This window comes from Pseudomonas sp. P5_B2 (genome assembly GCF_056400445.1).
Genome location: NZ_JBFULH010000035.1, coordinates 1 through 22,682 on the forward strand (window position 1 = coordinate 1; position 22,682 = coordinate 22,682).

The 22,682-nt window shown below is 59.3% G+C and carries 25 protein-coding genes; 13 read left to right on the plus strand and 12 right to left on the minus strand.

Annotation, left to right across the window (positions count from 1 at the left end):
• The 4 genes from recQ to AC1DRJ_RS06290 form a co-directional block, all read left to right on the plus strand.
• Positions 1-2,120 (plus strand): DNA helicase RecQ (gene recQ, locus AC1DRJ_RS06275; protein ID WP_477801335.1); only part of this gene is annotated, 2,120 nt, incomplete at its 5' end.
• Positions 2,121-2,240: 120 nt separating this feature from the next.
• Positions 2,241-2,675: a MarR family transcriptional regulator gene (locus AC1DRJ_RS06280; RefSeq protein ID WP_150781148.1), complete on the plus strand. Its 435-nt coding sequence runs from the start codon at positions 2,241-2,243 to the stop codon at positions 2,673-2,675.
• A gap of 126 nt (positions 2,676-2,801) precedes the next feature.
• The gene (locus AC1DRJ_RS06285; RefSeq protein WP_477801336.1) at positions 2,802-4,040 is read left to right on the plus strand and encodes a type IV pilus assembly protein FimV; all 1,239 of its coding nucleotides are present in this window, start codon (positions 2,802-2,804) and stop codon (positions 4,038-4,040) included.
• A complete protein-coding gene (locus tag AC1DRJ_RS06290) occupies positions 4,037-4,324 on the plus strand; it encodes an Rdx family protein (RefSeq protein ID WP_477801337.1) in 288 nt (95 codons plus the stop codon). Before AC1DRJ_RS06285 ends, AC1DRJ_RS06290 begins: the two co-directional genes overlap by 4 nt.
• Here the strand turns inward: AC1DRJ_RS06290 and AC1DRJ_RS06295 are convergent.
• Together AC1DRJ_RS06295 and AC1DRJ_RS06300 are read right to left on the minus strand one after the other, a co-directional pair.
• A complete protein-coding gene (locus AC1DRJ_RS06295; protein ID WP_477801338.1) occupies positions 4,318-5,211 on the minus strand; it encodes a DMT family transporter in 894 nt (297 codons plus the stop codon). The two genes, AC1DRJ_RS06290 and AC1DRJ_RS06295, sit on opposite strands and share 7 nt — an antisense overlap.
• 224 nt (positions 5,212-5,435) lie before the next feature.
• Positions 5,436-6,194, minus strand: coding sequence for a helix-turn-helix transcriptional regulator (locus tag AC1DRJ_RS06300; protein WP_477801339.1), 759 nt, complete (start codon positions 6,192-6,194; stop codon positions 5,436-5,438).
• 129 nt (positions 6,195-6,323) lie between these two features.
• Between AC1DRJ_RS06300 and AC1DRJ_RS06305 the strand changes: the two genes are divergently transcribed.
• The gene (locus AC1DRJ_RS06305; protein WP_477801340.1) at positions 6,324-7,139 is read left to right on the plus strand and encodes a UDP-2,3-diacylglucosamine diphosphatase; all 816 of its coding nucleotides are present in this window, start codon (positions 6,324-6,326) and stop codon (positions 7,137-7,139) included.
• A gap of 160 nt (positions 7,140-7,299) precedes the next feature.
• Here AC1DRJ_RS06305 and AC1DRJ_RS06310 read toward each other — a convergent pair whose 3' ends face one another.
• Together AC1DRJ_RS06310 and AC1DRJ_RS06315 are read right to left on the minus strand one after the other, a co-directional pair.
• Entirely contained in the window at positions 7,300-7,890 is a 591-nt protein-coding gene (locus AC1DRJ_RS06310; protein WP_477801341.1) for an HD domain-containing protein, read from the minus strand.
• A gap of 29 nt (positions 7,891-7,919) precedes the next feature.
• Positions 7,920-8,231 (minus strand): Mpo1-like protein, encoded by a 312-nt coding sequence (locus AC1DRJ_RS06315; protein WP_477801342.1) that lies wholly within the window; start codon positions 8,229-8,231, stop codon positions 7,920-7,922.
• 165 nt (positions 8,232-8,396) lie between these two features.
• Between AC1DRJ_RS06315 and AC1DRJ_RS06320 the strand changes: the two genes are divergently transcribed.
• On the plus strand, positions 8,397-9,458 hold the full coding sequence (locus AC1DRJ_RS06320; RefSeq protein ID WP_477801343.1) for an AraC family transcriptional regulator: 1,062 nt from the start codon (positions 8,397-8,399) through the stop codon (positions 9,456-9,458).
• Here AC1DRJ_RS06320 and AC1DRJ_RS06325 read toward each other — a convergent pair.
• Positions 9,415-10,869 (minus strand): TrkH family potassium uptake protein, encoded by a 1,455-nt coding sequence (locus tag AC1DRJ_RS06325; protein ID WP_477801344.1) that lies wholly within the window; start codon positions 10,867-10,869, stop codon positions 9,415-9,417. The genes AC1DRJ_RS06320 and AC1DRJ_RS06325 overlap by 44 nt on opposite strands.
• A 120-nt stretch (positions 10,870-10,989) precedes the next feature.
• On the opposite strand from AC1DRJ_RS06325, the gene AC1DRJ_RS06330 reads away from it, so the two are divergent.
• Positions 10,990-11,556 carry a nitroreductase family protein gene (locus tag AC1DRJ_RS06330; protein ID WP_477801345.1) on the plus strand — a complete coding sequence of 189 codons (567 nt, stop codon included), beginning with the start codon at positions 10,990-10,992 and terminating at the stop codon, positions 11,554-11,556.
• A gap of 114 nt (positions 11,557-11,670) precedes the next feature.
• Here AC1DRJ_RS06330 and AC1DRJ_RS06335 read toward each other — a convergent pair whose 3' ends face one another.
• From AC1DRJ_RS06335 to AC1DRJ_RS06360, 6 genes are all read right to left on the minus strand, one after another.
• Positions 11,671-13,011, minus strand: coding sequence for a sensor histidine kinase (locus AC1DRJ_RS06335; RefSeq protein ID WP_477801346.1), 1,341 nt, complete (start codon positions 13,009-13,011; stop codon positions 11,671-11,673).
• A gap of 177 nt (positions 13,012-13,188) precedes the next feature.
• Positions 13,189-13,626 (minus strand): Spy/CpxP family protein refolding chaperone, encoded by a 438-nt coding sequence (locus AC1DRJ_RS06340; RefSeq protein WP_477801347.1) that lies wholly within the window; start codon positions 13,624-13,626, stop codon positions 13,189-13,191.
• Between the two features lie 318 nt (positions 13,627-13,944).
• Positions 13,945-14,622, minus strand: coding sequence for a response regulator transcription factor (locus AC1DRJ_RS06345; RefSeq protein ID WP_477801348.1), 678 nt, complete (start codon positions 14,620-14,622; stop codon positions 13,945-13,947).
• 7 nt (positions 14,623-14,629) lie between these two features.
• The gene (locus AC1DRJ_RS06350) at positions 14,630-15,043 is read right to left on the minus strand and encodes an SH3 domain-containing protein (RefSeq protein ID WP_477801349.1); all 414 of its coding nucleotides are present in this window, start codon (positions 15,041-15,043) and stop codon (positions 14,630-14,632) included.
• Positions 15,044-15,166: 123 nt separating this feature from the next.
• Positions 15,167-15,466 (minus strand): YciI family protein, encoded by a 300-nt coding sequence (locus AC1DRJ_RS06355; RefSeq protein ID WP_007984134.1) that lies wholly within the window; start codon positions 15,464-15,466, stop codon positions 15,167-15,169.
• 1 nt (position 15,467) lies between these two features.
• The gene (locus AC1DRJ_RS06360; RefSeq protein ID WP_477801350.1) at positions 15,468-16,064 is read right to left on the minus strand and encodes a septation protein A; all 597 of its coding nucleotides are present in this window, start codon (positions 16,062-16,064) and stop codon (positions 15,468-15,470) included.
• 87 nt (positions 16,065-16,151) lie between these two features.
• Here AC1DRJ_RS06360 and AC1DRJ_RS06365 point away from each other — a divergent pair, with 87 nt between their 5' ends.
• The 6 genes from AC1DRJ_RS06365 to AC1DRJ_RS06390 all read left to right on the plus strand — a co-directional run bounded on the left by AC1DRJ_RS06365 (position 16,152) and on the right by AC1DRJ_RS06390 (position 22,216).
• Positions 16,152-17,015 (plus strand): PHP domain-containing protein, encoded by an 864-nt coding sequence (locus tag AC1DRJ_RS06365; protein ID WP_477801351.1) that lies wholly within the window; start codon positions 16,152-16,154, stop codon positions 17,013-17,015.
• A gap of 13 nt (positions 17,016-17,028) precedes the next feature.
• Entirely contained in the window at positions 17,029-17,658 is a 630-nt protein-coding gene (locus AC1DRJ_RS06370; RefSeq protein ID WP_477801352.1) for an L-threonylcarbamoyladenylate synthase, read from the plus strand.
• A 123-nt stretch (positions 17,659-17,781) separates the two neighbouring features.
• Positions 17,782-18,480, plus strand: a complete 699-nt coding sequence (locus AC1DRJ_RS06375; RefSeq protein WP_477801357.1) for a segregation and condensation protein A — start codon at positions 17,782-17,784, stop codon at positions 18,478-18,480.
• 11 nt (positions 18,481-18,491) lie between these two features.
• Positions 18,492-19,463: an SMC-Scp complex subunit ScpB gene (gene scpB / locus AC1DRJ_RS06380; protein WP_477801353.1), complete on the plus strand. Its 972-nt coding sequence runs from the start codon at positions 18,492-18,494 to the stop codon at positions 19,461-19,463.
• Positions 19,464-19,788: 325 nt separating this feature from the next.
• Entirely contained in the window at positions 19,789-21,072 is a 1,284-nt protein-coding gene (gene rluB, locus AC1DRJ_RS06385) for a 23S rRNA pseudouridine(2605) synthase RluB (protein WP_477801354.1), read from the plus strand.
• A 433-nt stretch (positions 21,073-21,505) separates the two neighbouring features.
• Positions 21,506-22,216, plus strand: coding sequence for a response regulator (locus AC1DRJ_RS06390; RefSeq protein WP_477801355.1), 711 nt, complete (start codon positions 21,506-21,508; stop codon positions 22,214-22,216).
• Between the two features lie 44 nt (positions 22,217-22,260).
• Here the strand turns inward: AC1DRJ_RS06390 and AC1DRJ_RS06395 are convergent.
• A partial coding sequence (locus tag AC1DRJ_RS06395; protein WP_477801356.1) for a sensor histidine kinase occupies positions 22,261-22,682 on the minus strand: 422 nt, incomplete at its 5' end.

Consider the following 22,682-nt stretch of genomic DNA (forward strand, 5'->3'; position numbering starts at 1 on the left):
AACAGGCTCAACGCGTCCTCAAGGACATCTTCGGCTACGACAGTTTTCGTGGCCGTCAGGGTGCAATCATTGAGCGCGTGGCCAGTGGCGGCGACGCCCTGGTGCTGATGCCTACCGGGGGTGGCAAGTCCTTGTGCTTCCAGGTGCCGGCGCTGCTGCGTGAAGGCCTGGCAGTGGTGGTGTCGCCGCTGATCGCGCTGATGGACGACCAGGTCGCCACCCTCGAAGAGCTGGGCGTCGCGGCCGCGGCATTGAACTCCACGCTGAGCGCGGAGCAACAGCGCGACCTGGCGGCCCGCATCAAGCGCGGCGAAGTGAAAATGCTCTACCTGGCACCCGAGCGTCTGGTCCAGCCGCGCATGCTGGCCTTCCTGCAAAGCCTCGAAATTTCCCTGTTCGCCATCGACGAAGCGCACTGCGTGTCCCAATGGGGTCATGACTTCCGTCGTGAATACCTGCAACTGGGGCAGTTGGCGGAATTGTTCCCTAACGTACCGCGCATCGCCCTGACCGCCACCGCCGATAAGCGCACCCGCGAAGAAATCGTCGACCGCCTGCATCTGCACGATGCCGAACGCTTTCTGTCGAGCTTCGACCGCCCGAACATTTTCTACCGCATCGTGCCCAAGGAGCAGCCGCGCAAGCAGTTGCTGGCGTTTTTGGCCGAGCGGCGCAGCGATGCCGGCATCGTTTATTGCCTGTCGCGCAAGAAAGTCGACGAAGTCGCGGTATTCCTCAGCGAGCAAGGCTTCCCCGCGTTGCCGTATCACGCGGGTCTGCCCAACGAAACCCGCGCCCACCACCAAAAGCGCTTCCTAAATGAGGAAGGCCTGATCATGGTCGCCACCGTGGCGTTCGGCATGGGCATCGACAAGCCAAACGTGCGGTTTGTTGCGCACCTCGATTTGCCGAAATCTCTGGAAGCCTATTACCAGGAAACCGGCCGCGGCGGTCGTGACGGCCTGCCGGCGGACGCCTGGATGGCCTACGGCCTGCAAGACGTGGTGATGCTCAAGCAAATGTTGCAAAACTCCGAAGGCGACGAACGTCACAAGCGCCTGGAGCAACACAAGCTCGACGCCATGCTCTCGCTCTGCGAAGAAACCCGCTGCCGTCGCCAGACGCTGCTGGCCTATTTCGACGAAGATATGCCTGAGCCGTGCGGCCATTGCGACAATTGTGTCGACGGCGTGCAAACCTGGGATGCCACCGAGCCGGCCCGTCAGGCACTCTCGGCGATTTACCGCACCGGCCAGCGTTATGGCGTGGGGCATCTGGTCGACGTGTTGCTCGGCAAGGACAACGAAAAGATCCGCAGCATTGGTCATCAGCATCTGTCGGTGTTTGGTGTCGGCAAGGCGATGGGGGAGAGCGAATGGCGCTCCCTGTTCCGACAGCTGGTTGCCCGTGGCCTGGCCGACATCGATCTAGAAGGCTACGGAGGACTGCGCCTGAGCGACACCTGCCGGCCGCTGTTAAAAGGTGAAGTGACTCTGGAGCTGCGCCGCGACCTCAAGCCGCAAACCATTGCGAAAAGCAGCAAGAGCCAGGCGAGCCAATTGGTGCGAGGCGAAGAACGCGAACAGTGGGAGGCGCTCCGTGCCTTGCGGCGCAAACTCGCCGAAGAACATGGCGTGCCGCCGTATGTCATCTTCCCCGACTCGACGTTGTTGGAAATGCTCCGCAGCCAACCGACTTCGTTGTCGGAAATGGCCACCGTCAGCGGCGTCGGCGCGCGCAAGCTCGAGCGTTACGGCGAGGCCTTCCTCGAAGTGCTTGGCGGTCAGGTAGAGGCACCGAAAGTTGTGGCTGACGTGCGCCACGAACTGATCACCCTGGCCCGTGYCGGCATGACTCCGCTGCAAATTGCCGGTCAATTGCAATGCTCGGAAAAGAACGTCTACACCATGCTTGCCGAAGCGATTGGCAAGCAGCAGCTATCGCTGGAGCAGGCGCTGGATTTGCCTGAAGAATTGATGGGCGAAGTCCAGGATGCGTTCCTCGACGGCGAAGGCGAGTTGCCAGCGGTTTCGGAGATTGCGGCGCTGTTTGCCGGAAGAGTGCCGGAAGGCGTTTTGTACTGCGTGCGTGCTGCCCTGCAATCCGAGTTTGAGGTTTAAGCCGACTTGTAGGTTGATGTAACGATTCACTTCAGACCGAGTCTTGCCTCAAGCCAGCGGTCATGCTTAGCTGACTAATAATTAGGTTTTACTTTATTTCAGTCTAATCATGAGTGTTTTATGCCGTTAACCGATCAACACCGCTTTGGCATGCAACTGGCCCATATGTCCCGTGGCTGGCGTGCCGAGCTGGACCGTCGTCTCGCTGGCCTGGGCCTGTCCCAGGCACGCTGGCTGGTGCTGCTGCACCTGGCCCGATTCGACGAAGCCCCTACCCAACGTGAGCTGGCACAAAGTGTGGGTGTCGAGGGGCCGACCCTGGCCCGTTTGCTCGATAGTCTGGAGTCTCAGGGCCTGGTCCAGCGCCAAGCTGTGCTCGAAGATCGCCGGGCCAAAAAAATTGTCCTCTGCACGCCGGCCCTTCCCCTGATCGAACAAATTGAAACCATTGCCACGCAATTGCGCCGCGAACTATTCGCAGGCGTCGATGAGGCCGATCTACAGGTCTGTATGCGGGTTCACGGGCACATTCTGGCCAACCTTGAAAAATCTTGAGGCATAACCACTCGCCGGACTTTCCAGATCTCCCGTTGGGCAGACTATAAAGAACTACTTGGCAATAACGTGTTCGTAACGGACGTGCGAACACGCATAGGTTGGTTCTGTCGTTAAGGGATGCTCATGTTCGAGAGTTGGCGATTTGTTTTGCAGGGTGGTGCGAGGTTGCTTTTGGTTGGTTGCGCTGTCACGTACTCGGCGTTGGCGCCCGCGTTGGGACTGGGTGAGATCACACTCCACTCTGCGCTGAATCAGCCGGTGAGTGCCGACATCGCCCTGGTGGATGTCGGTGGCCTGGAGGAGGGCGAGTTGTCCGTCAGCCTGGCGACGGCCGATGAATTCAGCCGCGCTGGCGTCGAGCGGGTGTCGTTCCTCAACAATCTGAAGTTCACTCCTGCCCTGCGCGGCACTCGAAGTGTTATCCGGGTGACCTCCAGCAAAGCGGTCAAGGAACCTTTTCTGGATTTCGTGGTGCAGCTCAATCAGTCCAACGGGCGTTTGCTGYGCGAATACACGGTTCTGATTGATCCACCCGACGTTGATGCGGAGGCGGTCGATCCCGTCACTGATGAGCCAGTCGTCGAGTCTCAGCCTTCTGCCTTTCCGGACGTTCAGCCGGCCAAGGTGTCATCAAACTCCATCAAGGAGCCCGCCCCGACGCCGGTCGCGGTTCAACCTGCCGCCCCCCCTGTGGGCGACCCCATTGTTGCCGAACAATTGGCCGCCAGCGTGCTGCAAAACCAGCAACTGCAAAAAACCGTGGATGAGTTGAATGCGAAGCTTATGGGCCAGGACGAGCAGATCGCCGGCCAGAAAAAGCAGATGACCGAACTGCAAAACCGATTGGCTGAACCCAAGCCAGCGACTTCCGAGCCCGCTACACCTGTCGCTGTCGAGGAGCCGCAAGCCAGCAACGGGTTGTTGATCACTGGGCTTCTGGCGCTGGTGGCTTTGGCACTGCTGGGGTTATTCCTTCGTCGTCGACGCCAGCAGGACCTTGCATTGCCTGAGGCTTGCCCCGATCTGCCAACGGCACCGGAGCCGATGCTTGATCCAGGCTACGTAAAACCGGAAATCAGCCGGCGAGACACCGGGTTCGACCCACCAAAACTTCAGGACTTGCGCGCCAGCCAACCGAAACTGCACAGTGCGACACCTTTGATTGTCGTGCCTGTGAACGCGGTGTCCAACGACGAGTTCCAGTTGAACCTGGATGATGTATCGATGGATTCAAGTTGGGACCTGGTCAGCCCTTTCGAGAGTTCGCCGCCTCTGGATGACGGCTTCCTCGACGAATTCAACAATGCCGGCCAATCACTGGAACTTGAACCGCTTGATTTGAAACTGAAGGAGTCATCATGACGGCGCACAAACCGGAAATCGTCATCACCTACTGCACGCAATGTCAATGGCTATTGCGTGCCGCCTGGTTGGCCCAGGAGCTGCTCAGCACCTTTGGTGACGACTTGGGCAAAGTGTCGCTGGTGCCCGGCACGGGTGGGGTGTTCCATATTTTTTGTGACGACGTGCAGCTCTGGGAACGCAAGGCCGATGGCGGTTTCCCCGAGGCCAAGGTGCTCAAGCAGCGGGTCCGCGATCAGATCGATCCGGACCGCGACCTCGGGCACAACGACCGCAATCAGTGAGACGCCGCTTCAGCCGCCACGTTCTTTTTACTGGAACCGCCGGATAGCCGGCTGGAGACCACAATCGCGACGATGATAATCGCGCCGCCGATCAACATCCGCAGCGTCGGGTTTTCATCGAACAACAGCCAGGCCACGGTAATCCCGTAAACCGGTTCGAGGGCGAACACCACCGCGGCGGTACGGGCCTTGATCACCGCCAGACTGGCGACGAACAGGCTGTGTGCGACGCCGGTGCAGAACACACCGAGCAGACCGATCCACAGCCAGTCGAGGCCACGCACGTCACTCAACTGCGGTGCCGCCACGGGCAACAGGCACAACGCGACCACCACGTTTTGACACAGCGCGGCCTGCACCGGCGGGATTCGTCCGGAGCTGGCCCGGTTGGTCAACGACAGCAGGGCAAACAACAACCCGGAGCCGACAGCCCAGAGCAGGCCTGTGGTGGCGCCACTCGCCAGATCGAAATCAGGCGTGACCAGCACCAGCCCGACACTGACCAATACGACCAGCAGAATTTCATTGGCGCGAATCCGCTCGCGGAAAATCAACCCTTCAAGGATCACGGTAAACGCCGGGAAGCTGGCAAAGCCCAGGGTAGCAATCGCCACACCGGCCACCTTCACCGCAATAAAGAAACTCACCCAATGCCCGGCCAGCAGCAAACCGCCGAGCAGCAGACGACGCCAGTCCACAGCTTCAAGCGTGCGCCAGCGGGTATTGCTGGCAAAGCGCGCAAAAACTGCCAATGCCAGCACCGCAAATGCGGCTCGGCCAAAGACGATTACAGCGGGGGAGGCGGCGGCGAGTTTGCCGAACACACCGGTCAGGCCAAACATCAATGCGCCAATATGCAGGGCGCCAAGGGCGGTACGGGGAGTCATTGCAATCCTTGATAAACGAGTAATCCAAACCGACAGAATTCGCCGACTTGTAGCAGCTGGCGAAGCCTGCGTCCGGCTGCGAAGCAGTGGTAAAACCTGAAAACGCGGTGCATCAGGCAAATCGCATTTGTCCCGATTACGGCTGCTTCGCAGTCGAACGCAGGCTTCGCCAGCTGCTACATTAAATCGCGTGAGGCGTGGCAGAGTCTGTCGTCAGACTCGCGTCATTTATCGCCAGCCTCGCGCCGCAGTTTGCCAGGGGAGGCGCCAAACTCGCGCAACACTGCAGCGGCAAAGGCACTCTGGGAGCTGTAACCGACCCGACTGGCAATCTCGCCGATGGGCAATGGCGAATCACGCAGCAATCCCACCGCGATATGCAGCCGCCGACTGCGGATGTAGTCCATTGGTGTCTGCCCGCATTCGGCGACAAACCGTGCGTGTAGCCGGGCACTGGACAACCCGGCGATACCGGCCAGGTCCGCCACCTGCAGCGGGTAGGCCGCGTGTTGATCGATGTGTGCATTCATCGCCGCATACGGCAGGCGCCGCCCTCCGACGCTGGCTGGCCTGGCGTTATTGAGGCTGGCCAATAACAGCACCGCGCCTTGTTGCGCGATCAACGGATCGTTGACCTGACTGCCCGCCAGCCAACGGACCAATTGACTTTGCCCGGCATCCAGCGGCAAGCGCCCGGCGTTGTCGAGCAGACGGCGACTGGCCTCGGCATGCTCGCCAAGGGACTGTGAAACCCATTGGTCGCTCGGCACATCCAGCACCAGGCAACGGCTGCCATTGCTGCTGCCGCAGGCATGATGGAAGCCGGACGGCACCACTACGAAACTCTGCTGCACCACCTGACTGCCACGCCCGTCGACTTCGAAGTCCAGCGCCCCGGATAAGCCAAACACCAGTTGGGCGTGGTCGTGGCTGTGGACGATCAGGTCGTCGGTGTACTGGCGTAGTGTGAGGATCGGTCTCATCACCGTTCTCCTGGGCAAGATGCGGCCAGTCTACACCGGCCCATGGTTGTCACAGGAATGACTCAATACGGTCATGGTCAATTAACCCGACCGGCGCACGCTTGGAAAAACCATCGCGGAGGGTTGCCCATGACCAGCGCCGAGCTCGCCAAACCCAGTCGTAAGCAACGTGTGCGGACTTTGTGGATTTCTGATGTGCACTTGGGCACTCGAGATTGCCAGGCCGAGCACCTGTCGCAGTTTCTCAAGGGCTACCACGCGGACAAAATTTACCTGGTGGGCGACATCATCGATGGCTGGAAGCTGCGCGGTGGCATGTACTGGCCTCAGGCGCACACCAACGTGATCCGCCGTTTGCTGACCATGAGCAAGCGCGGCACTGAAGTCATCTACGTGACTGGCAATCACGACGAGTTCCTGCGCCGCTATTCCAGGCTGATTCTGGGCAACATTCAATTGGTTGACGAAGCCGTGCATGTAACCGCCGATGGCCGTCATCTGCTGGTGATCCATGGCGATCAGTTCGATGTCATCACCCGGTATCACCGCTGGCTGGCCTTTCTGGGTGACTCGGCCTACGAATTCACCCTGACCCTCAACCGCTGGCTCAACCACTGGCGTGCGCGTTACGGTTACGGCTATTGGTCGTTGTCGGCGTACCTCAAGCACAAGGTGAAAACCGCGGTCAGTTTCATCAGCGATTTCGAGGAAGCCATTGCTCACGAGTGTGTGAAACGCGAGTTGCATGGCGTGGTGTGCGGGCACATTCACCATGCCGAGATTCGCAAGGTGGGCGAGGTGGATTACCTCAATTGCGGGGATTGGGTGGAGTCGTGCACGGCGCTGATCGAACATTGGGACGGGACGATCGAGTTGTATCGCCTGGCGGATGCGCAGGCGCGGGAGGCGGAGTTGAGGGGGCTGAAGGTTGCCGAGCCGGCCTAGGTTTTGCTTTCTGTGGCGAGGGGTCTTGCCCACGTTGAGTGCGTAGCGCCCCTAAACCATTCAAGCCGGTTATATCAGTGAAACCGCGTGCATTGGTTTTACGACAGCTTCGCCGCCGAACGGGGGCAAGCCCCCTCACCACAGGGTCCCGCTGGATCTATCAGACGGGCGAATGTACTTCCATTGCCGCCTTGTAGATCGAGTTCTTCGGCTGCGCAAACAACCGTTCTATCATCGGCTCAAAAAAGCTTAGCGGCAGGTTTTCGTACGCCGGGTCAAACGCCGCCGCATCGTACTTGGCACAAAACTCGATGGTCGCCTGATACTGCGGATGTTCGCTGAACTGTTCGCGCAGATGCCGATCCATGCCCAGGTAATGGAAAAAGTAATAGCCCTGGAAAATCCCGTGTTTCTCCACCATCCAAAGGTTTTCAGCGCTGACAAATGGCTTGAGAATCGCCGCCGCAATGTCGGGATGGTTGTAGGAACCCAGCGTGTCGCCGATGTCATGCAGCAGCGCGCAGACCACATATTCTTCATCACGGCCATCGCGCCAGGCACGGCTGGCGGTTTGCAGGGAGTGGGTGAGACGGTCCACCGGGAAGCCGCCAAAATCGCCCTCCAGCAACTTCAGGTGCGCCACAATCCGCGCCGGCAGTTGTTTCGCGTAGGCACTGAAGTCTGCGGCGATAATCGCCCAGTCTTCCTGTGTTCCATCCTTCATGTGGGTGAAACGGGCGTTGGCATTCATCGGCTATTCTCTCTAATTGTTGACGGCGCTTAAAACGGCACGCGGCCCAGAATCATGTCGCGGTACATGACAAAGTCGCCGAGCAGGCTATAAAGAGGATGTTGGAAGGTCGCAGGTCGATTCTTCTCATAGAAAAAATGCCCGACCCAGGCGAAGCTGTAACCTGCCAGCGGAAGGGCCCATAACATCAGCCATGCACCTTTGCCGATGCTCAGGGCCAGAATGAAAATGACCAGCGTTGTGCCGATAAAGTGCAGTCGTCGGCAAGTGCTGTTGCTGTGTTCGCTGAGGTAATACGGGTAGAACTCAGCAAAGCTGTTGAAACGTTTGAGGTTTTCCACGACTGCGATCTCTGTGATTATTATTCTGATTGCAAGTTGTGCTGCGGGTAGCTTATTTGAGTCTAGAGTGATCATTGGCATCAGCCAGTGACAATGGGCGCCACTTTAGTATCCTTTGAAAACCAGCCGCATCAGACGGCTCACTGAGAACAATAAGCAAAGGCCATGAGCGAACGAACGACTTCTGCAAGCTGGGCGATGGGGATTGTCAAAGCTCTGGAGATGGACGGCCTGGATTGCCGGGCTCTGTTCAACCAGCTGGGGCTTGACTACGCATCACTGGATGATCCGGATGCGCGTTTCCCGCAAGATTCCATGACGCGACTGTGGCAGCGCGCGGTTGAGCTGTCCGGCAACCCGGCGATCGGCTTGAACATGGGCAAGGTGGTGCGACCGGCCTCCTTCCATGTCGCGGGTTACGCGCTGATGTCCAGCCAGACGCTGGCCGAAGGCTTTCAGCGACTGGTGCGCTACCAGCGGATCATTGCCGAAAGTGCCGACCTGAGTTTCCGCCTGCTGGATGAGGGTTATGCGTTGATTTTGACGGTCCACGGCGACCACCTGCCACCGACCCGGCAAAGTGCTGAAGCGTCAATGGCCTGTGCGCTGGCGTTGTGCAGCTGGTTGACCGGGCGTACCTTGCAACCGCGCAAGGTGTTGGTTCAGGGCGATGAGCCCGTTGACCTCGAACCTTATAAACAAGCCTTTCATGCGCCGTTGGTGTTCAACGCACCTTACGATGCATTGATCTTCGAACGTGCCGACATGGAAGCACCACTGCCTACCGCCAACGAGGCGATGGCGGCGTTGCATGACCGCTTTGCCGGCGAGTACCTGGCGCGGTTTTCCGAATCCCGCGTGACGCACAAGGCGCGTCAGGTGTTGTGCCGTCTTCTGCCTCAGGGTGAACCCAAACGCGAAACGGTGGCGCAGACGCTGCACCTGTCGCAACGCACCTTGCAGCGACGCTTGCAGGAAGAAGGCACCAGTTTTCAGACGCTGCTCGATGACACGCGGCGCGAGTTGGCCGAGCAATACCTGGCCCAGCCCACCATGACCCTGCTTGAAATTGCCTACCTGCTGGGGTTCGCCGACCCGAGCAATTTCTTCCGCGCGTTCCGCCGCTGGTTCGACGCCACCCCCGGCGAGTACCGGGCGCACCTGTCAGAAGCGACGGCGCAGGTCAGTGTCGCCAGAAAGCAGGAATGCACAGAACAAACACCGTAATGATCTCTAGTCGGCCCAGTAGCATGCCGCACGACAGAATCCACTTGGCGGCGTCCGGCAACGACGCAAAGTTACCCGACGGCCCGATGGTCGCACCCAACCCCGGCCCGACGCCGGACACGGTGCTGGCCGCGCCGGTCAGGGCGGTCATCCAGTCCACGCCGAGCAGCGACAGCAGCAGCGCGATGACGCAGATGGTGATGGCGAAGAAGAACGAAAAGGTCAGGATCGAACGCACGATTTCTTCGTCGAGACGGTGGCCGTTGTACTTCTGCTTGATCACTGCGCGTGGATGAATCAATTGGTTAAGGTTGGCCTTGAGCAGGATGTAAGCCACCTGGAAACGGAAAATCTTGATCCCGCCAGCTGTCGAGCCGGAGCAACCGCCGACAAAGCCCAGGTAAAAGAACAGCATCAGCGAGAAATTGCCCCACAGGCTGTAATCCCCCAGCGCAAAACCGGTGGTCGTGACCACCGATGTCACGTTAAACGCCACATGCCGCAAGGCATCGATCCAATGCAGTTGGGTGGTCCACCAGTACCAGGTGCCGAGCACCAGCCAGGTCACCAGCAACATGCCGAGTAACCCCTGAACCTGCTGGTCCTTGATCAATGCCCGACGATTGCCGCGCAAGGTTGCTACGTACAGGGTGAAGGGCAGGCTGCCGAGAATCATGATGACAATCGCCACCCAGTGCACCGCCGGTTGCGACCATTTGGCCAGCGACTGGTCCGACGTGGAAAAGCCACCAGTCGAAATCGCGGACATCGCATGGTTGATCGCATCGAACAGGCTCATCCCGGCCCACCAGAGCGCCAGGCTACCGACAATGGTGATGCCGACGTACGCCGCCACGATCAAACGCGCCACCATGTGCGAACGGGGCATGACCTTTTCGGAACGGTCCGAGGATTCGGTCTGAAACAGGCGCATGCCACCGATACGCAGCAGCGGCAGAATCGCTACCGCCATGCCGATAAAGCCTATGCCACCGAGCCAGTGCAACAGCGAACGCCACATCAAAATGCCGGGGGACATGCTGTCCAGTCCGCTGAGTACCGTGGCACCGGTGGCGGTGATGCCGGACATGCTTTCAAAGATCGAGTCGGTGAAACTGACGTGCTGATTCAGTAAAAACGGCAGCGCGGCGAAGATGCAGACCACCAGCCAACTACTGACGGTCAACAGGTACATGTCCCGTGGACGCAGGTGGATGTGTTCGGGGCGACCAGGGATAACCATCGCCAGGCCTGCGACAAAGGTAATCATGCTCGACCACAGGAACGAGGGTAGCTCGTGGCTGCGGTCGAAAATCACCAGGGTCGCCATGGGCACGATCATGGCGACAGCCAGCGTGATCAGGAAGATGCCGATGATAAAACCAATGATCCGTAAGGTCGGCAACGCCATGAAGTCCGCTCGGGCTGTTGTGGGAGGGGCGCCATTCTACCCGCGGGGCAGGGCATGTAAACCGACGTCGCTTGCGCACTTGCAGATAGAATAGCCAAACATTTTTTCAGGAGGTGGCCGATGCAGGCTCTCGACGCTTTGCTCAACCGTGTTTCCGTTCCACGACTCATCGATCCGGCACCGACTGCAGCGCAGCGCGAAGTGCTGTTTGGCGCGGCCATGCGCGCGCCGGACCATGGCCATTTGCAGCCTTGGCGCTTTCTGACGGTCGAGGGCGCGGCGCGCGAGCAAATGGGCGAGCTGCTGGCCGAAGCGGCGAAGCTGCAAGACAGCGAGGTGTCGGAAGCGGCACTGGACAAGGCGCGCAACGGCCCGCTTCGTGCGCCATTGGTGGTGGTGGTGATTGCGCGGGTGCAGGATCACGTCAAATACCCGAAATCCGAACAACTGCTGGCAGCGGGCTGCGCGGCGCAGGGGATATTGCTGGCGGCGTATGCGCAGGGGATTGGCGCGGTGTGGCGCACCGGTGACTTGGCCTACTCGGCGCATGTGGCCAAAGGGCTGGAGTTGGCTGAAGGGGAAGAGGTGATTGCGTTCCTGTACCTCGGCACACCGCAGAAAGAACCGCGCGTGGCCGAGAAAGTCGACCTCGCCGAATTCGTCAGCGCCTGGCCCGCCAAGTCCTGAAGATTAAAAGCATCGCAGCCTCGTTTCACTCGACAGCTGCTACAGGGGCACACGGAACTCTGTAGCAGCTGTCGAGTGAAACGAGGCTGCGAGCTTTTTGCATGACCCCTGCACTTACGGTTGGACGACCGCCCCCGGCACCAACGGCAATTCCAGACTGGCCACAAACCCACCCTGYGGATGATTCGCCAGCACCAGGCTCCCGCCATGACGTTCCGCCGCGCGGCGCGCAATCGCCAGGCCCAAACCGTGCCCGGCCGCCGTTTGCCCCGGCGCTCGATAAAAGGGTTCACCCAACAGGTTCAAATGCTCGGCGTTTACGCCTGGCCCGTGATCACGCACGCTGACCACAATGCGCTCACCCTGGCGCACGGCCTGCATTTCGATCGACTGCCCGACCGGGTTAAAGCGCTGAGCGTTACGCAGCAGATTGTCGATGGCGCGCTCGATCATCGTCGGCCAGCCTTTGAGGTTCAGTTGCGGCTCTGCCTCAAGGCGCACGTTCTGCTCCGGCGAACCCAGTTGCGCGTCTTTTTGCAGGGTATTGAGCAGCGCATTGAGGTCGACCTCTTCGGCGCTGGCGTTGTCGGCATCGACCCGCGCCAAGACCAGGATTTCGCTGATCAACGCTTCCAGTCGGTCGCATTCGCGGGTCAGGCGTGGCCAGAGTTTTTCCCGCTCCTCGGGGTTGGCCCGTTCCGCCAATGCCAGTGCGATGCGCAGTCGGGCGAGTGGTGAGCGCAATTCATGCGACACATCGCGAAGCAATTGCCGCTGACTGCCGATCAAACTTTGCAGGCGTGAGCCCATGCGATTGAAATCGTTGGCCAGCACGCCGAACTCGTCGCGACGGTTGGCCAGTTTGACCAGGCTGTTCTGCTGATAAGTGGTTTGTCCCAGATCATGCACGGCACTGCGCAAACGGCTGAGCGGGCGGGTGATCGATAGCGTGACGAACAGGCTGAACAAGGTCAGCACCACCAATGCAATGCCCAACGCACTCAATGGCCACAGCAGGCTTTCGCGGTGCCATGAATCCAGTTCAGGGTGCGGGATGCGATAAATCAACAGGTAGGTGTCGCCGGTTTTTTCGCTGGTGTACTCCGCCGTCAAACGACGCCATGGCAGGCGTCGATCATCGTTGTTCTGCCGGGCTTCAAACGCCGCCGCGCGACGAGGGAAGGTGCCTCGCACCACCGGATCGCCGCTCTCGTTCAACACCTGAACGTCAATGTGATATTGACGTTTTCGCTGTTCCAGAATGTCCTGGGCGGCATCTTCACCTTGGGATTCGTAGGTTTGCGTCCACTGTTCGGCCAAGGTATTGAGGCCCGGATGGCGGCTGAGAATCCACGCGTCCTGGTTGAGCATGTGTCCAAGCAGAATGGACAGCCCTGCCACCAGAGCGATAGCCAGCCAGAAGCTGGCCAGAATACGCCAGAACAATGAACGCACAGGAAATCCTCAAGCTAACGCAAATCCCTGTGGGAGTGAGCCTGCTCGCGATAGCGGTGTGTCAGCCACAATAACTTTGGCTGATACACCGCTATCGCGAGCAGGCTCGCTCCCACAATTGAACTGAGTGGCATCAGACCCAGCGAGTTTGAGCCGCTGGGTCCGGGGGTTAGCGCATTATTGCGCTTTTTGCGGTTGTTGCGCTTTCCAGGCCTTGAACTCGGCCCATTCTGCGCGACGCTCAGCCTTTTTCTTCTGGATCTCGTCGAATTGCTTCTGTTGATCCGGTTTCAGCAGGGCACGCACGTCGGCCTCGGCTTTTTTGTGGTTGGCGGCCATTTCGTCTTTCATGGCTTTCTGGTCGGCTGGCGAGAGTTTCTCCAGGTACTTGTCGACCAGTTGCTTACGCTCGTGCATCTGTTCGCCCATGATCTTGCGGATCTGTTCGCGCTGTTCGCGGCTCAGGTCCAGCTGGCTGTACGGGCCCTTGCCGTGCATGCCGTGCATCTGACCGCCGTGGTGCGAGCCGTCCATCGGGCCGCTGCCTTCAGGCATGGCCATGGCAACGGTTGGCAGGGCGGCGGCGAACATCAGAGCGATTAGAGTCTTGCGCATGGTGAATCTCCTTGTCTCGTTCCCGGTACGTTCCGGATGAGTACAGATTACGCAGTTCAAGGTCAGCGGCGGTCAGCGGAGCGTAAAGCTTGGGTAAAGACGGTTGAGTACCAACCTGACTTCCAGCACCTCTTGGACTAACACACACACACACGTAGCAGCTGCCGAGCCCGCGAGGCTGCGTCCGGCGGCGAAGCCGTCGTGAACTCAGGCACTGCGATTTTCCAGATAAAACGCGTTCTCCGGGTTTACGACGGCTTTGCCGTCGAACGCAGCCTCGCCGGAGCTCGACAGCTGCTACAAGGGATCGTGTTTGATTCAGAGGCTGTAGTAGTAACCACGGCTGCGCAGGGCCACGATGCGCGGGCGACCGTCGGGGTGTGGGCCGATCTTTTTGCGCAGGTTGCTGACGTGCATGTCGAGGCTGCGGTCGTACAGGGTCAGCTTGCGGCCAAGGGCTATCTGCGCCAGTTCCTGTTTGTCCAGCGGCTCGCCGGGTTGCTTGAGCAGGGCTTCAAGCAAACGGCTTTCGGAGACGGTGAGAGTGAATTCCTGTTCATCGATACTGACCACGCCGCGCACCGGGCTGAAACACAAGTCGCCCAACTCCATCTGGCTGGACACCGTCGCTGGATGGCTGCGGCGCAACACGGCGCGCAGACGGGCTGTCAGTTCTCGAGGGTCGCAGGGTTTGGCAAGGTAATCGTCGGCGCCCAGTTCCAGGCCGAGGATGCGGTCCAGTGGCTCGCCGCGTGCCGACAGCATCAGCACCGGCAAATCCGGGTGATCGCTGCGCAATTGCTTGAGCAGTTCAAGGCCGCTGCCGTCCGGCAACATCACGTCCAGCACCACGGCGGCCGGGGAGGTTTCGGCCAGCGCGCGGCGGGCACTCTGGCCATCGTGGCAAGCACGGACCTGAAAACCTTCCTGGCTCAACCAACTGCTCAGGAGCTCGCACAGCTCCTGGTCATCATCAATTAGTAACAGCTCGCTCATGAATCACTCAATTTAGCCATTGCCGGCGTTTTCTGGTGGCACCACTGGCGAAGATACCGCACAGCAGGGCCGATAGCGCAACTCCTGCGCCAACGACAAACCACTGCTGCTGATCGGTCAGCAGGCGCGGCAGCGAGCTGCTGGCTTGCGTTTCCTTGATATGCAGCTTGAGGCGCAGATTCTCTTGGCGCAACCGGCTCAGTTGAGCGCTTTCGCGTTCGCCATCGGCATTTTGCAAATGTTTGTTCAGTTCTTCTCGTTGCTGTTCGCTTACCTTCAAGCGCTGCTGCAACTCGGTAATCTGGCTGCCGGCGCTTAGAGACAGCGACTTCGCATTACCGCCCTCGGCATTATCTTCACCGTGAGCCGGGGCCACCATCGACAACGTCACCAACAACAGACACAACGGACCCTTGCGCATCGCGACTCCTGATTCCAATCGAGTGATTGGGCAGGTTGTCGGCAGGCAAACGAGAATAATGAGCGATTGAGAGCGCGATGAACCGACAAGGTTCACCGCGCAGGGGGCATTTGTGGGGGAAAGTTACGGCAGGACTTGTTTGAACGGCTTGACCAAAACGTTGGCGTAGACGCCTGCTGCGATGTACGGATCAGCGTCGGCCCAGGCTTGTGCGGCGCTCAGGGAATCGAATTCGGCGACGATCAGGCTGCCGGTGAAACCCGCGGCACCCGGATCATTGCTGTCGACTGCCGGGTGTGGGCCGGCCAATACGATGCGACCTTCGCCCTTGAGCACTTGCAGGCGCTCAAGGTGGGCAGGGCGCGCGGCCAGTCGGGCTTCCAGGGAGTTGGCGACGTCTGTAGCAATGATTGCGTAAAGCATGTCAGTCCTCGGTTTTTGGCGTAGTGGTATCGGCGTCGTGCAGGTGGCGGGACAGGTAAATGCCCTGGCCGACCAGGAACAGCAGCGTCATGCCCAGGCTGCCGAAGACTTTGAAGTCGACCCAGTAGTCCTGATAGGTGAACGCGACGAACAGGTTGGCGGCACCGCAAAACAGGAAAAACGCGATCCAGGCGATGTTCAGGCGCGTCCAGACTGGCTCCGGCAAGGTCAGCGCGTGGCCCATGATGCGCTTGATCAACAGGCTRTCACCGATGAAATGGCTGCCGATGAATGCCAGGGCAAACAACCAGTTCACCACTGGCGCTTTCCACTTGAGGAAGGTTTCGCTGTGGAACGCCAGGGTCAGGCTACCGAAGACCAGGCAGGCAATGAGCGTCAGCCACTGGCTTTTCTCCAGCTTGCGCTGCTTGATGAACAGCGTGCCGTACACCACCAGGGAGCTGATGATCAGCATCGCGGTGGCGCTGTAGATTCCGCCTACAGTTACCTCGTGACCGGCGATGTCAACGACCCGTGGATCGAGTTTGAAGACGATGAAAAACAGCAGAAGCGGGATGAAATCGATGAATTGTTTCACAGTGGCAGCCAGAAGCAGGATGTGGCGGCATAATAACAAACATATGGGCGCGCGATAGCGCCAGCTGATTTGAGGTAACAAAGTCCTGTGAATGTTGATTTGCACTGCCATAGCACGGCCTCCGATGGCGCCCTGGCGCCTGCGGTACTGGTTGCGCGTGCGTTCGAGAAAGGCGTGCGAGTCCTGGCCTTGACCGATCACGACACCCTTGAGGGCCTCGATGAGGCCCGCACAGCCGCGAACGCGCTGGGGATGCAACTGGTCAATGGCGTCGAATTGTCCTGCACCTGGGGCGGCGCGACCATTCATGTATTGGGTTACGGGTTTGATGTGACGGCGCCGCCGTTGGTCGAGGCGATTGCCAAACTGCACGATGGCCGTTGGCTACGGTCCGAAGAAATAAGCCGCAAGCTGGCATTGAAGGGCATGCCGGGCGCGCTGGACGGTGCCCGGGCCATGCAACAGGAGCTGGGCGACAGCGGCAACGCGCCGGCGCGCCCGCACTTTGCCGACTGGATGGTGCGTGAAGGGTATGTAAAGGACCGCGCTGAAGCGTTCCGCAAATGGTTGGGCGCCGGCAAACTGGGCGACGTCAAGCAACATTGGCCGACCCTGGAGGAGACCGTTGAAACCTTGCGTGCCGCGAAAGCCTGGGTCAGCCTGGCGCATCCATGGCACTACGATTTCACTCGCAGTAAGCGACGTCGCTTGATTTCTGACTATATTCAAGCCGGGGGCCACGCGATTGAAGTGGTCAATGGCCATCAGCCCGCCGAACAAGTGGGCAGCCTGGCGATTCTTGCTCGTGAGTTCGGTCTGCTGGTCAGTGCCGGCAGTGATTTTCATGGCCCTGGAGGCTGGTCCGAGATAGGCGAATATCGCCCGGTCCCGGAGGATCTGCCACCACTGTGGTGTCGATTCAAACATGACCCAATTATTGCCGCCGTCTGAACAGGTAGAGAATGTGAGTCAATTTTTCCAGATTCATCCGGAAAACCCACAAGCACGCCTGATCAAACAGGCTGTCGAGATCATTCGCAGCGGCGGGGTGGTGGTTTATCCCACAGACTCGTCCTATGCCGTTGGTTGCCAGATTGGCGACAAGAATGCCGTGGATCGCGTGCGCCGCTTGCGCGGGCTGGATGACAAACACAACTTCACGCTGATTTGCAGCGACCTGTCGCAGTTGGGGCTGTTTGCCAAGATCGATACCGGCACGTTCCGCTTGCTCAAGGCGCACCTGCCGGGGCCGTACACCTTCATTCTCAACGCCACACGCGAAGTCCCGCGCCTGTTGCTGCACCCGAAAAAACGCACCATTGGCCTGCGTGTTCCGAGCCATCCGATTGCCCTGGCGCTTCTGGAGCAGTTGGGTGAGCCGCTGATGAGCGTGACCCTGATCATGCCCGGCGATATCGACCCGCTGACCGACCCATACGAAATGCGTCAATTGCTTGAACATCAGGTCGACCTGATCATTGACGGCGGTTTCGGCGGGATAAAGGCGTCCACCGTGATCAATCTCGCCGACGGTGAGCCGGAAGTGATCCGTGTCGGTTGCGGCGACCCTTCGCCGTTCATGGCCGAGGCGTAGATGTCTGCAGTAGAACCCGTTGTCGACAGTCAGGCCGGAGCCCAGCAAGAGCTGCCCTTCGCGATGGTGTATGGCCAGGCGGTCCTGGAAATGCCGCTGGACCTGTACATCCCGCCGGACGCACTGGAGGTGTTTCTCGAAGCTTTCGAAGGCCCGCTCGACCTGTTGCTGTACCTGATCCGCAAACAGAACATCAACATCCTCGACATCCCTGTGGCGGAAATCACTCGTCAGTACATGGGCTATGTCGAGTTGATGCAGTCGGTGCGCCTGGAGCTGGCCGCCGAGTACCTGGTGATGGCCGCGATGCTGGCCGAGATCAAGTCGCGGATGCTGTTACCGCGTGCCGAAGCCATCGAAGCCGAAGAAGATGACCCCCGCGCCGAGCTGATCCGCCGCTTGCAGGAATACGAGCGCTTCAAGGCGGCCGCCGAAGGCATTGATGGTTTGAGCCGCGTCGGACGTGACGTGGTGGTGCCCAAGCTGGATGCTCCGGAAGCCCGGGCGCGCAAGCTGTTGCCGGACGTGCGTCTGTCGGAGTTGCTGTTGTCCATGGCTGAGGTCCTGCGCCGTGGCGACATGTTCGAAAGTCACCAGGTCAGCCGCGAGGCGCTGTCCACCCGTGAGCGCATGAGCGATGTGCTGGAACGGCTCAAGGGCGGTGGTTTCGTGCCCTTTGTCGAGCTGTTCACCGCTGAAGAAGGACGACTCGGGGTGGTGGTGACCTTTATGGCGATCCTCGAACTGGTCAAGGAATCCTTGGTCGAGCTGGTGCAGAATGAGCCGTTCGCAGCGATCCACGTGCGGGCCCGAGCCGAATAACGAGTTGAATCATGAACCTGACTGAACCCCGCGAGCTGGCTCCACTGCTTGAAGCCTTTCTGTTGGCCTCGGGAAAACCGCAAACGCTTGAACGCCTGTTCGAACTGTTCGAAGAAGGCGAACGGCCGGAGCCGCCGGTCTTCAAGAAAGCGCTGACGATATTGGCCAAGTCCTGTGACGGCCGCGCCTTCGAGCTGAAGGAAGTCGCTTCCGGCTACCGCCTGCAAATCCGCGAAAAGTTCTCGCCGTGGGTCGGGCGTTTGTGGGAAGAGCGGCCGCAGCGCTATTCCCGCGCCATGCTCGAAACCATTGCGTTGATCGCCTATCGCCAGCCGATCACCCGGGGCGAGATCGAGGATGTGCGCGGCGTTGCGGTCAACAGTCAGATCGTCAAGACGCTGATGGAGCGTGAGTGGATCCGCATCGTGGGCTACCGCGATGTGCCCGGCAAACCGGCGATGTTCGCGACCACCAAGGCATTTCTCGATCACTTCAACCTGAAAAACCTCGACGATCTTCCACCGCTGGCCGCACTGCGAGAGCTGGAGCCGGACCCGGTGCTCGATTTTGACGACGCCCCCGTGCCGGCCAGCCTGCAGGAACTGGCGGACGCCAGCGCCGAGCCGGAAGAGCCGAAGGAAGAAACCAGTTTCCACACGTTGTTGCTGGAGCTGGACACTATGGAAGAGGGGCTCAAGACTGATTTCGATGATTTGTTGCGCGATGGTGAGATGACCGCGGTTGAGCCGGAAATCGACAGCGAACTTCAGGCCGAGCCCGAAGCCATAGGCGAACAAGAGCCGGAACCAGAGCTTGAAGACGACGTGCTAGGCGTCGCCGAAGCGCGCGAAAAACTCCTGGCCGCCGTCGCAGCCCTAGATCAGCGGAAGCCCGAGCCTGAGCCTGAGTTGAGCGACGAAGAGGCCGAAGCCCGTGCCCTCGCCGAAGCCATCGAAGCCGAACGCCGCGAGTTCGACGACTGATCCCACTTTTGTGAACGCTGAAATCCCTTGTGGGGGCGGGCTTGCTCGCGAAAGCGGTGTGTCCGGCGAAATTGATGTCGACTGACACGGCATCTTCGCGAGCAAGCCCGCTCCCACAGGGTTGTGTGCCCCTCCATCGCGATCACCGGTCGGCGGAAAATCAGGTAACCCTGCGTTCATCAGCTAGTCTCTGATGCGAAATCGCCCGCATGAGCGTATGATTCGCGACCCTTTGGCGATCCCTTCGCCCTAGCGCACAGTTTTACATCGCTTCAGGACGCTCAATTCAGGGCAGCCTGAACAGACCACACCGGGAGGTGCCCAGATGAGTATCAACGACCAGAAAGACGACCAGGAAATCGGCCCAGCAGGCGAAAAACTGCAGAAAGTCCTCGCCCGTATCGGCGTCGGCTCGCGCCGTGACGTAGAAGCCTGGATCAGCCATGGCCGCATCAAGGTCAATGGCAAAGATGCCACGCTCGGTCAGCGTGTCGACATGCACGACGCCATCACCATCGATGGCAAGGTGATCAAGCGCGAAGAAGCCGCCGAGTCGGTACGCCGCGTAATCATGTACAACAAGCCCGACGGTGAAATCTGCACCCGTGTCGACCCGGAAGGCCGTCCGACCGTGTTCGACAAGATGCCGCGCCCGAAAGAAGGTCGCTGGATCAACATCGGTCGTCTGGACATCAACACCACCGGTCTGCTGATGTTCACCACCGACGGTGAACTGGCCAACCGCCTGATGCACCCTTCCTACGAAATGGACCGTGAATACGCGGTACGTGTACGTGGCGAAGTCGATGACGAAATGATCGAACGTCTGAAAGCAGGCGTCGTCCTCGAAGACGGCCCGGCCAAGTTCACCGACATCAAGCAGGCACCCGGCGGCGAAGGTTTCAACCACTGGTATCACTGCGTGGTGATGGAAGGTCGTAACCGCGAAGTGCGTCGCCTGTGGGAATCCCAGGGCTTGGTGGTCAGCCGTCTGAAGCGCGTGCGTTTCGGTCCGGTGTTCCTCAACTCCGACCTGCCGATGGGTCGCTGGCGCGAAATGAGCCAGTACGAAGTCGACATTCTGAGTGCTGAAGTTGGCCTGACGCCGGTAGCGATGCCGCAGATGAATGCCAAGAGCAAAGACAAGCTTGATCGCATGCAGCGTAAATCGTCGCGTCCGATGGGCAAGACCGAGCGCGTGCGCACGTTGCGTCCAGCAGCCGGCGGCCAGCCAACTGTTGCTCCGCGTGACACCCGTGAACCGCACATCGAAGGCGAGCGTCCAGCCCGCAAGCCAGCGCCACGTGCTGATGGCGAGCGCGGTCCACGCACGCCACGCCCAGCCAATGGTCGCACCGAGCGCGGTGAAGGCCGTGGTGCGCCAAGCGGCGGTCGTAGCGATCGCGGTGCTCCAGCGGGTCGTGGTGAGTCGGGTCGCGGTACGCCAGTGGCAGACCGTCCTGCCGACACCAAGCGCCCGGCCAAGCCAGCGCCGAAGAAACGCCCAGGCATCGTACTGGTCGACAAGGACGCGCCATCGGGCAAGCGCCGCGGCGCGCCAGCCGGTTCGGGCCAGCGTCCGGGCTTCGGTCGTCGCAAGCCGGAGTAAGGCAGCGGTAAGCTTCGAACTGCGAGCGAAAAGTAAAAAACGCCAACCTTCGGGTTGGCGTTTTTTTTTGAGTAGACCCTATCAAAAGCGCGCGGTGAAACAGGGGCGCTACTGTCTCCACAAGTGGGGCATTACACCCACCCAACCGGGCGTTTACCACCTAAATTGAGGAATTTTCCCCGCTCACCCTTTCTCTCCCTCGAAACACTCAGAAACAGACTGTTAATTAATTTGTACTTTTTCTTCGCCCTATTGCAATGGCTCATTAGTTGCACCCCCTCTGGTACCCGCGACATCGGTCTTCCCGAACATCATGGAGACGCCGGGGCTTACCAGATTCGGTATGACGCCAGGGGTGAAAAATGAAACGCGCGACACCACCATGCAGCTCCATTGCCTCTGCAGCTCCATTGCCTCTTATGAGGAGCTTCTTATGAGTTCGATGATCAAGATTGGCATCGTTGACGATCACCCGCTGTTAAGAGATGGGGTCACGATGGCGTTGAAGAAAATAGCTGACTTTCAGGTGATCGGGCAGGGCGAGTCTGCCGATGATGCCCTGGAAATTGCCGCTCGTTTTGCTCCGAATGTATTGCTCATGGATGTAAACATGCCGGGCGATAGCTTTGCTGCCGTGCGAGCGATCTCAGCTTCTTCGCCAGTAGTTAAAATTTTGATGCTGACGGTATCTGAGTCCATCGAGGACGCCTGTTCCGCCCTCGAAGCGGGCGCGCAGGGATATGCGTTGAAAGGCATAAGCGGTCGTGAGCTTGTACAAGCCATCAGAAATATTGCCGGTGGTGAAACCTTCATTACACCTAAGCTTGCCAGCAAGCTGTTAGGCAATTTCAGAAAGCACGCGGGTGATAAGCAAAAGGTCGAGCTGACCCATCGCGAAGAACAAGTTATCCGGGAGGTATCGAAGGGCCTGACTAACCGCGAGGTTGCTATCAAGCTCGAGCTTTGCGAGAAGACAATCAAGCACTACATGACAAATGTCATGTACAAGCTACGCGTTCGTAACCGGACGCAGGCAGTCGCAGCAGTGAGACGGCATTGGGAGAGTGACCATATCCCTCACTTATATGGTGCTCTTAAACGCCGCGACATGAATGACAACGGTAAGCCAAATAACGAGGCGTAAGCGCTGGCGGTTACTTGAGCGCAACGATCATTTGGCACGGGTAATCAGATTTTGAACTGCGCCTTGGCTTTGGTTCCGGCATGGGGCGCCGATTCAATGAGGAATATTCCGCCGAGGGATTCGACACGATAGCGCATGCCGACTAGGCCCAGATGAGTTCTACCTCGACCTGGCACGCTCGGTTTCTCGGTTGAAATACCCACTCCCGCATCCTCGATTTGCACTTCCAGTAGCCCTTCGAAGTAAGAGGCGCTGAGTTTTTGGCCTTTTCCTCCGGCGTGAATATAGGCATTGTTCAATGCTTCCTGGGCGAAGCGGTAAATACAAATTTTATGCGCTATCGGTACATCGTTTGGAAGCGTATCAAGCTCCATATCGACTCGCGTCTCGGTTCGCTCTTCGTGCCGCTGAGCAAGCAATACCAGCGCATCGTGCAGGGTCAGATCATTGACTTCCGGAAGTGCCA

What these genes read in the sequence shown, in the direction of transcription:
- AC1DRJ_RS06280 (WP_150781148.1), top strand. Translation starts at nt 2,241, where the DNA reads ATGCCGTTAACCGATCAACACCGCTTTGGCATGCAACTGGCCCATATG.
- AC1DRJ_RS06290 (WP_477801337.1), top strand. Translation starts at nt 4,037, where the DNA reads ATGACGGCGCACAAACCGGAAATCGTCATCACCTACTGCACGCAATGT.
- AC1DRJ_RS06295 (WP_477801338.1), bottom strand. Translation starts at nt 5,211, where the DNA reads ATGACTCCCCGTACCGCCCTTGGCGCCCTGCATATTGGCGCATTGATG.
- AC1DRJ_RS06300 (WP_477801339.1), bottom strand. Translation starts at nt 6,194, where the DNA reads ATGAGACCGATCCTCACACTACGCCAGTACACCGACGACCTGATCGTC.
- AC1DRJ_RS06305 (WP_477801340.1), top strand. Translation starts at nt 6,324, where the DNA reads ATGACCAGCGCCGAGCTCGCCAAACCCAGTCGTAAGCAACGTGTGCGG.
- AC1DRJ_RS06310 (WP_477801341.1), bottom strand. Translation starts at nt 7,890, where the DNA reads ATGAATGCCAACGCCCGTTTCACCCACATGAAGGATGGAACACAGGAA.
- AC1DRJ_RS06320 (WP_477801343.1), top strand. Translation starts at nt 8,397, where the DNA reads ATGAGCGAACGAACGACTTCTGCAAGCTGGGCGATGGGGATTGTCAAA.
- AC1DRJ_RS06325 (WP_477801344.1), bottom strand. Translation starts at nt 10,869, where the DNA reads ATGGCGTTGCCGACCTTACGGATCATTGGTTTTATCATCGGCATCTTC.
- AC1DRJ_RS06330 (WP_477801345.1), top strand. Translation starts at nt 10,990, where the DNA reads ATGCAGGCTCTCGACGCTTTGCTCAACCGTGTTTCCGTTCCACGACTC.
- AC1DRJ_RS06340 (WP_477801347.1), bottom strand. Translation starts at nt 13,626, where the DNA reads ATGCGCAAGACTCTAATCGCTCTGATGTTCGCCGCCGCCCTGCCAACC.
- AC1DRJ_RS06345 (WP_477801348.1), bottom strand. Translation starts at nt 14,622, where the DNA reads ATGAGCGAGCTGTTACTAATTGATGATGACCAGGAGCTGTGCGAGCTC.
- AC1DRJ_RS06350 (WP_477801349.1), bottom strand. Translation starts at nt 15,043, where the DNA reads ATGCGCAAGGGTCCGTTGTGTCTGTTGTTGGTGACGTTGTCGATGGTG.
- AC1DRJ_RS06355 (WP_007984134.1), bottom strand. Translation starts at nt 15,466, where the DNA reads ATGCTTTACGCAATCATTGCTACAGACGTCGCCAACTCCCTGGAAGCC.
- scpB (WP_477801353.1), top strand. Translation starts at nt 18,492, where the DNA reads ATGAACCTGACTGAACCCCGCGAGCTGGCTCCACTGCTTGAAGCCTTT.
- rluB (WP_477801354.1), top strand. Translation starts at nt 19,789, where the DNA reads ATGAGTATCAACGACCAGAAAGACGACCAGGAAATCGGCCCAGCAGGC.
- AC1DRJ_RS06390 (WP_477801355.1), top strand. Translation starts at nt 21,506, where the DNA reads ATGAGTTCGATGATCAAGATTGGCATCGTTGACGATCACCCGCTGTTA.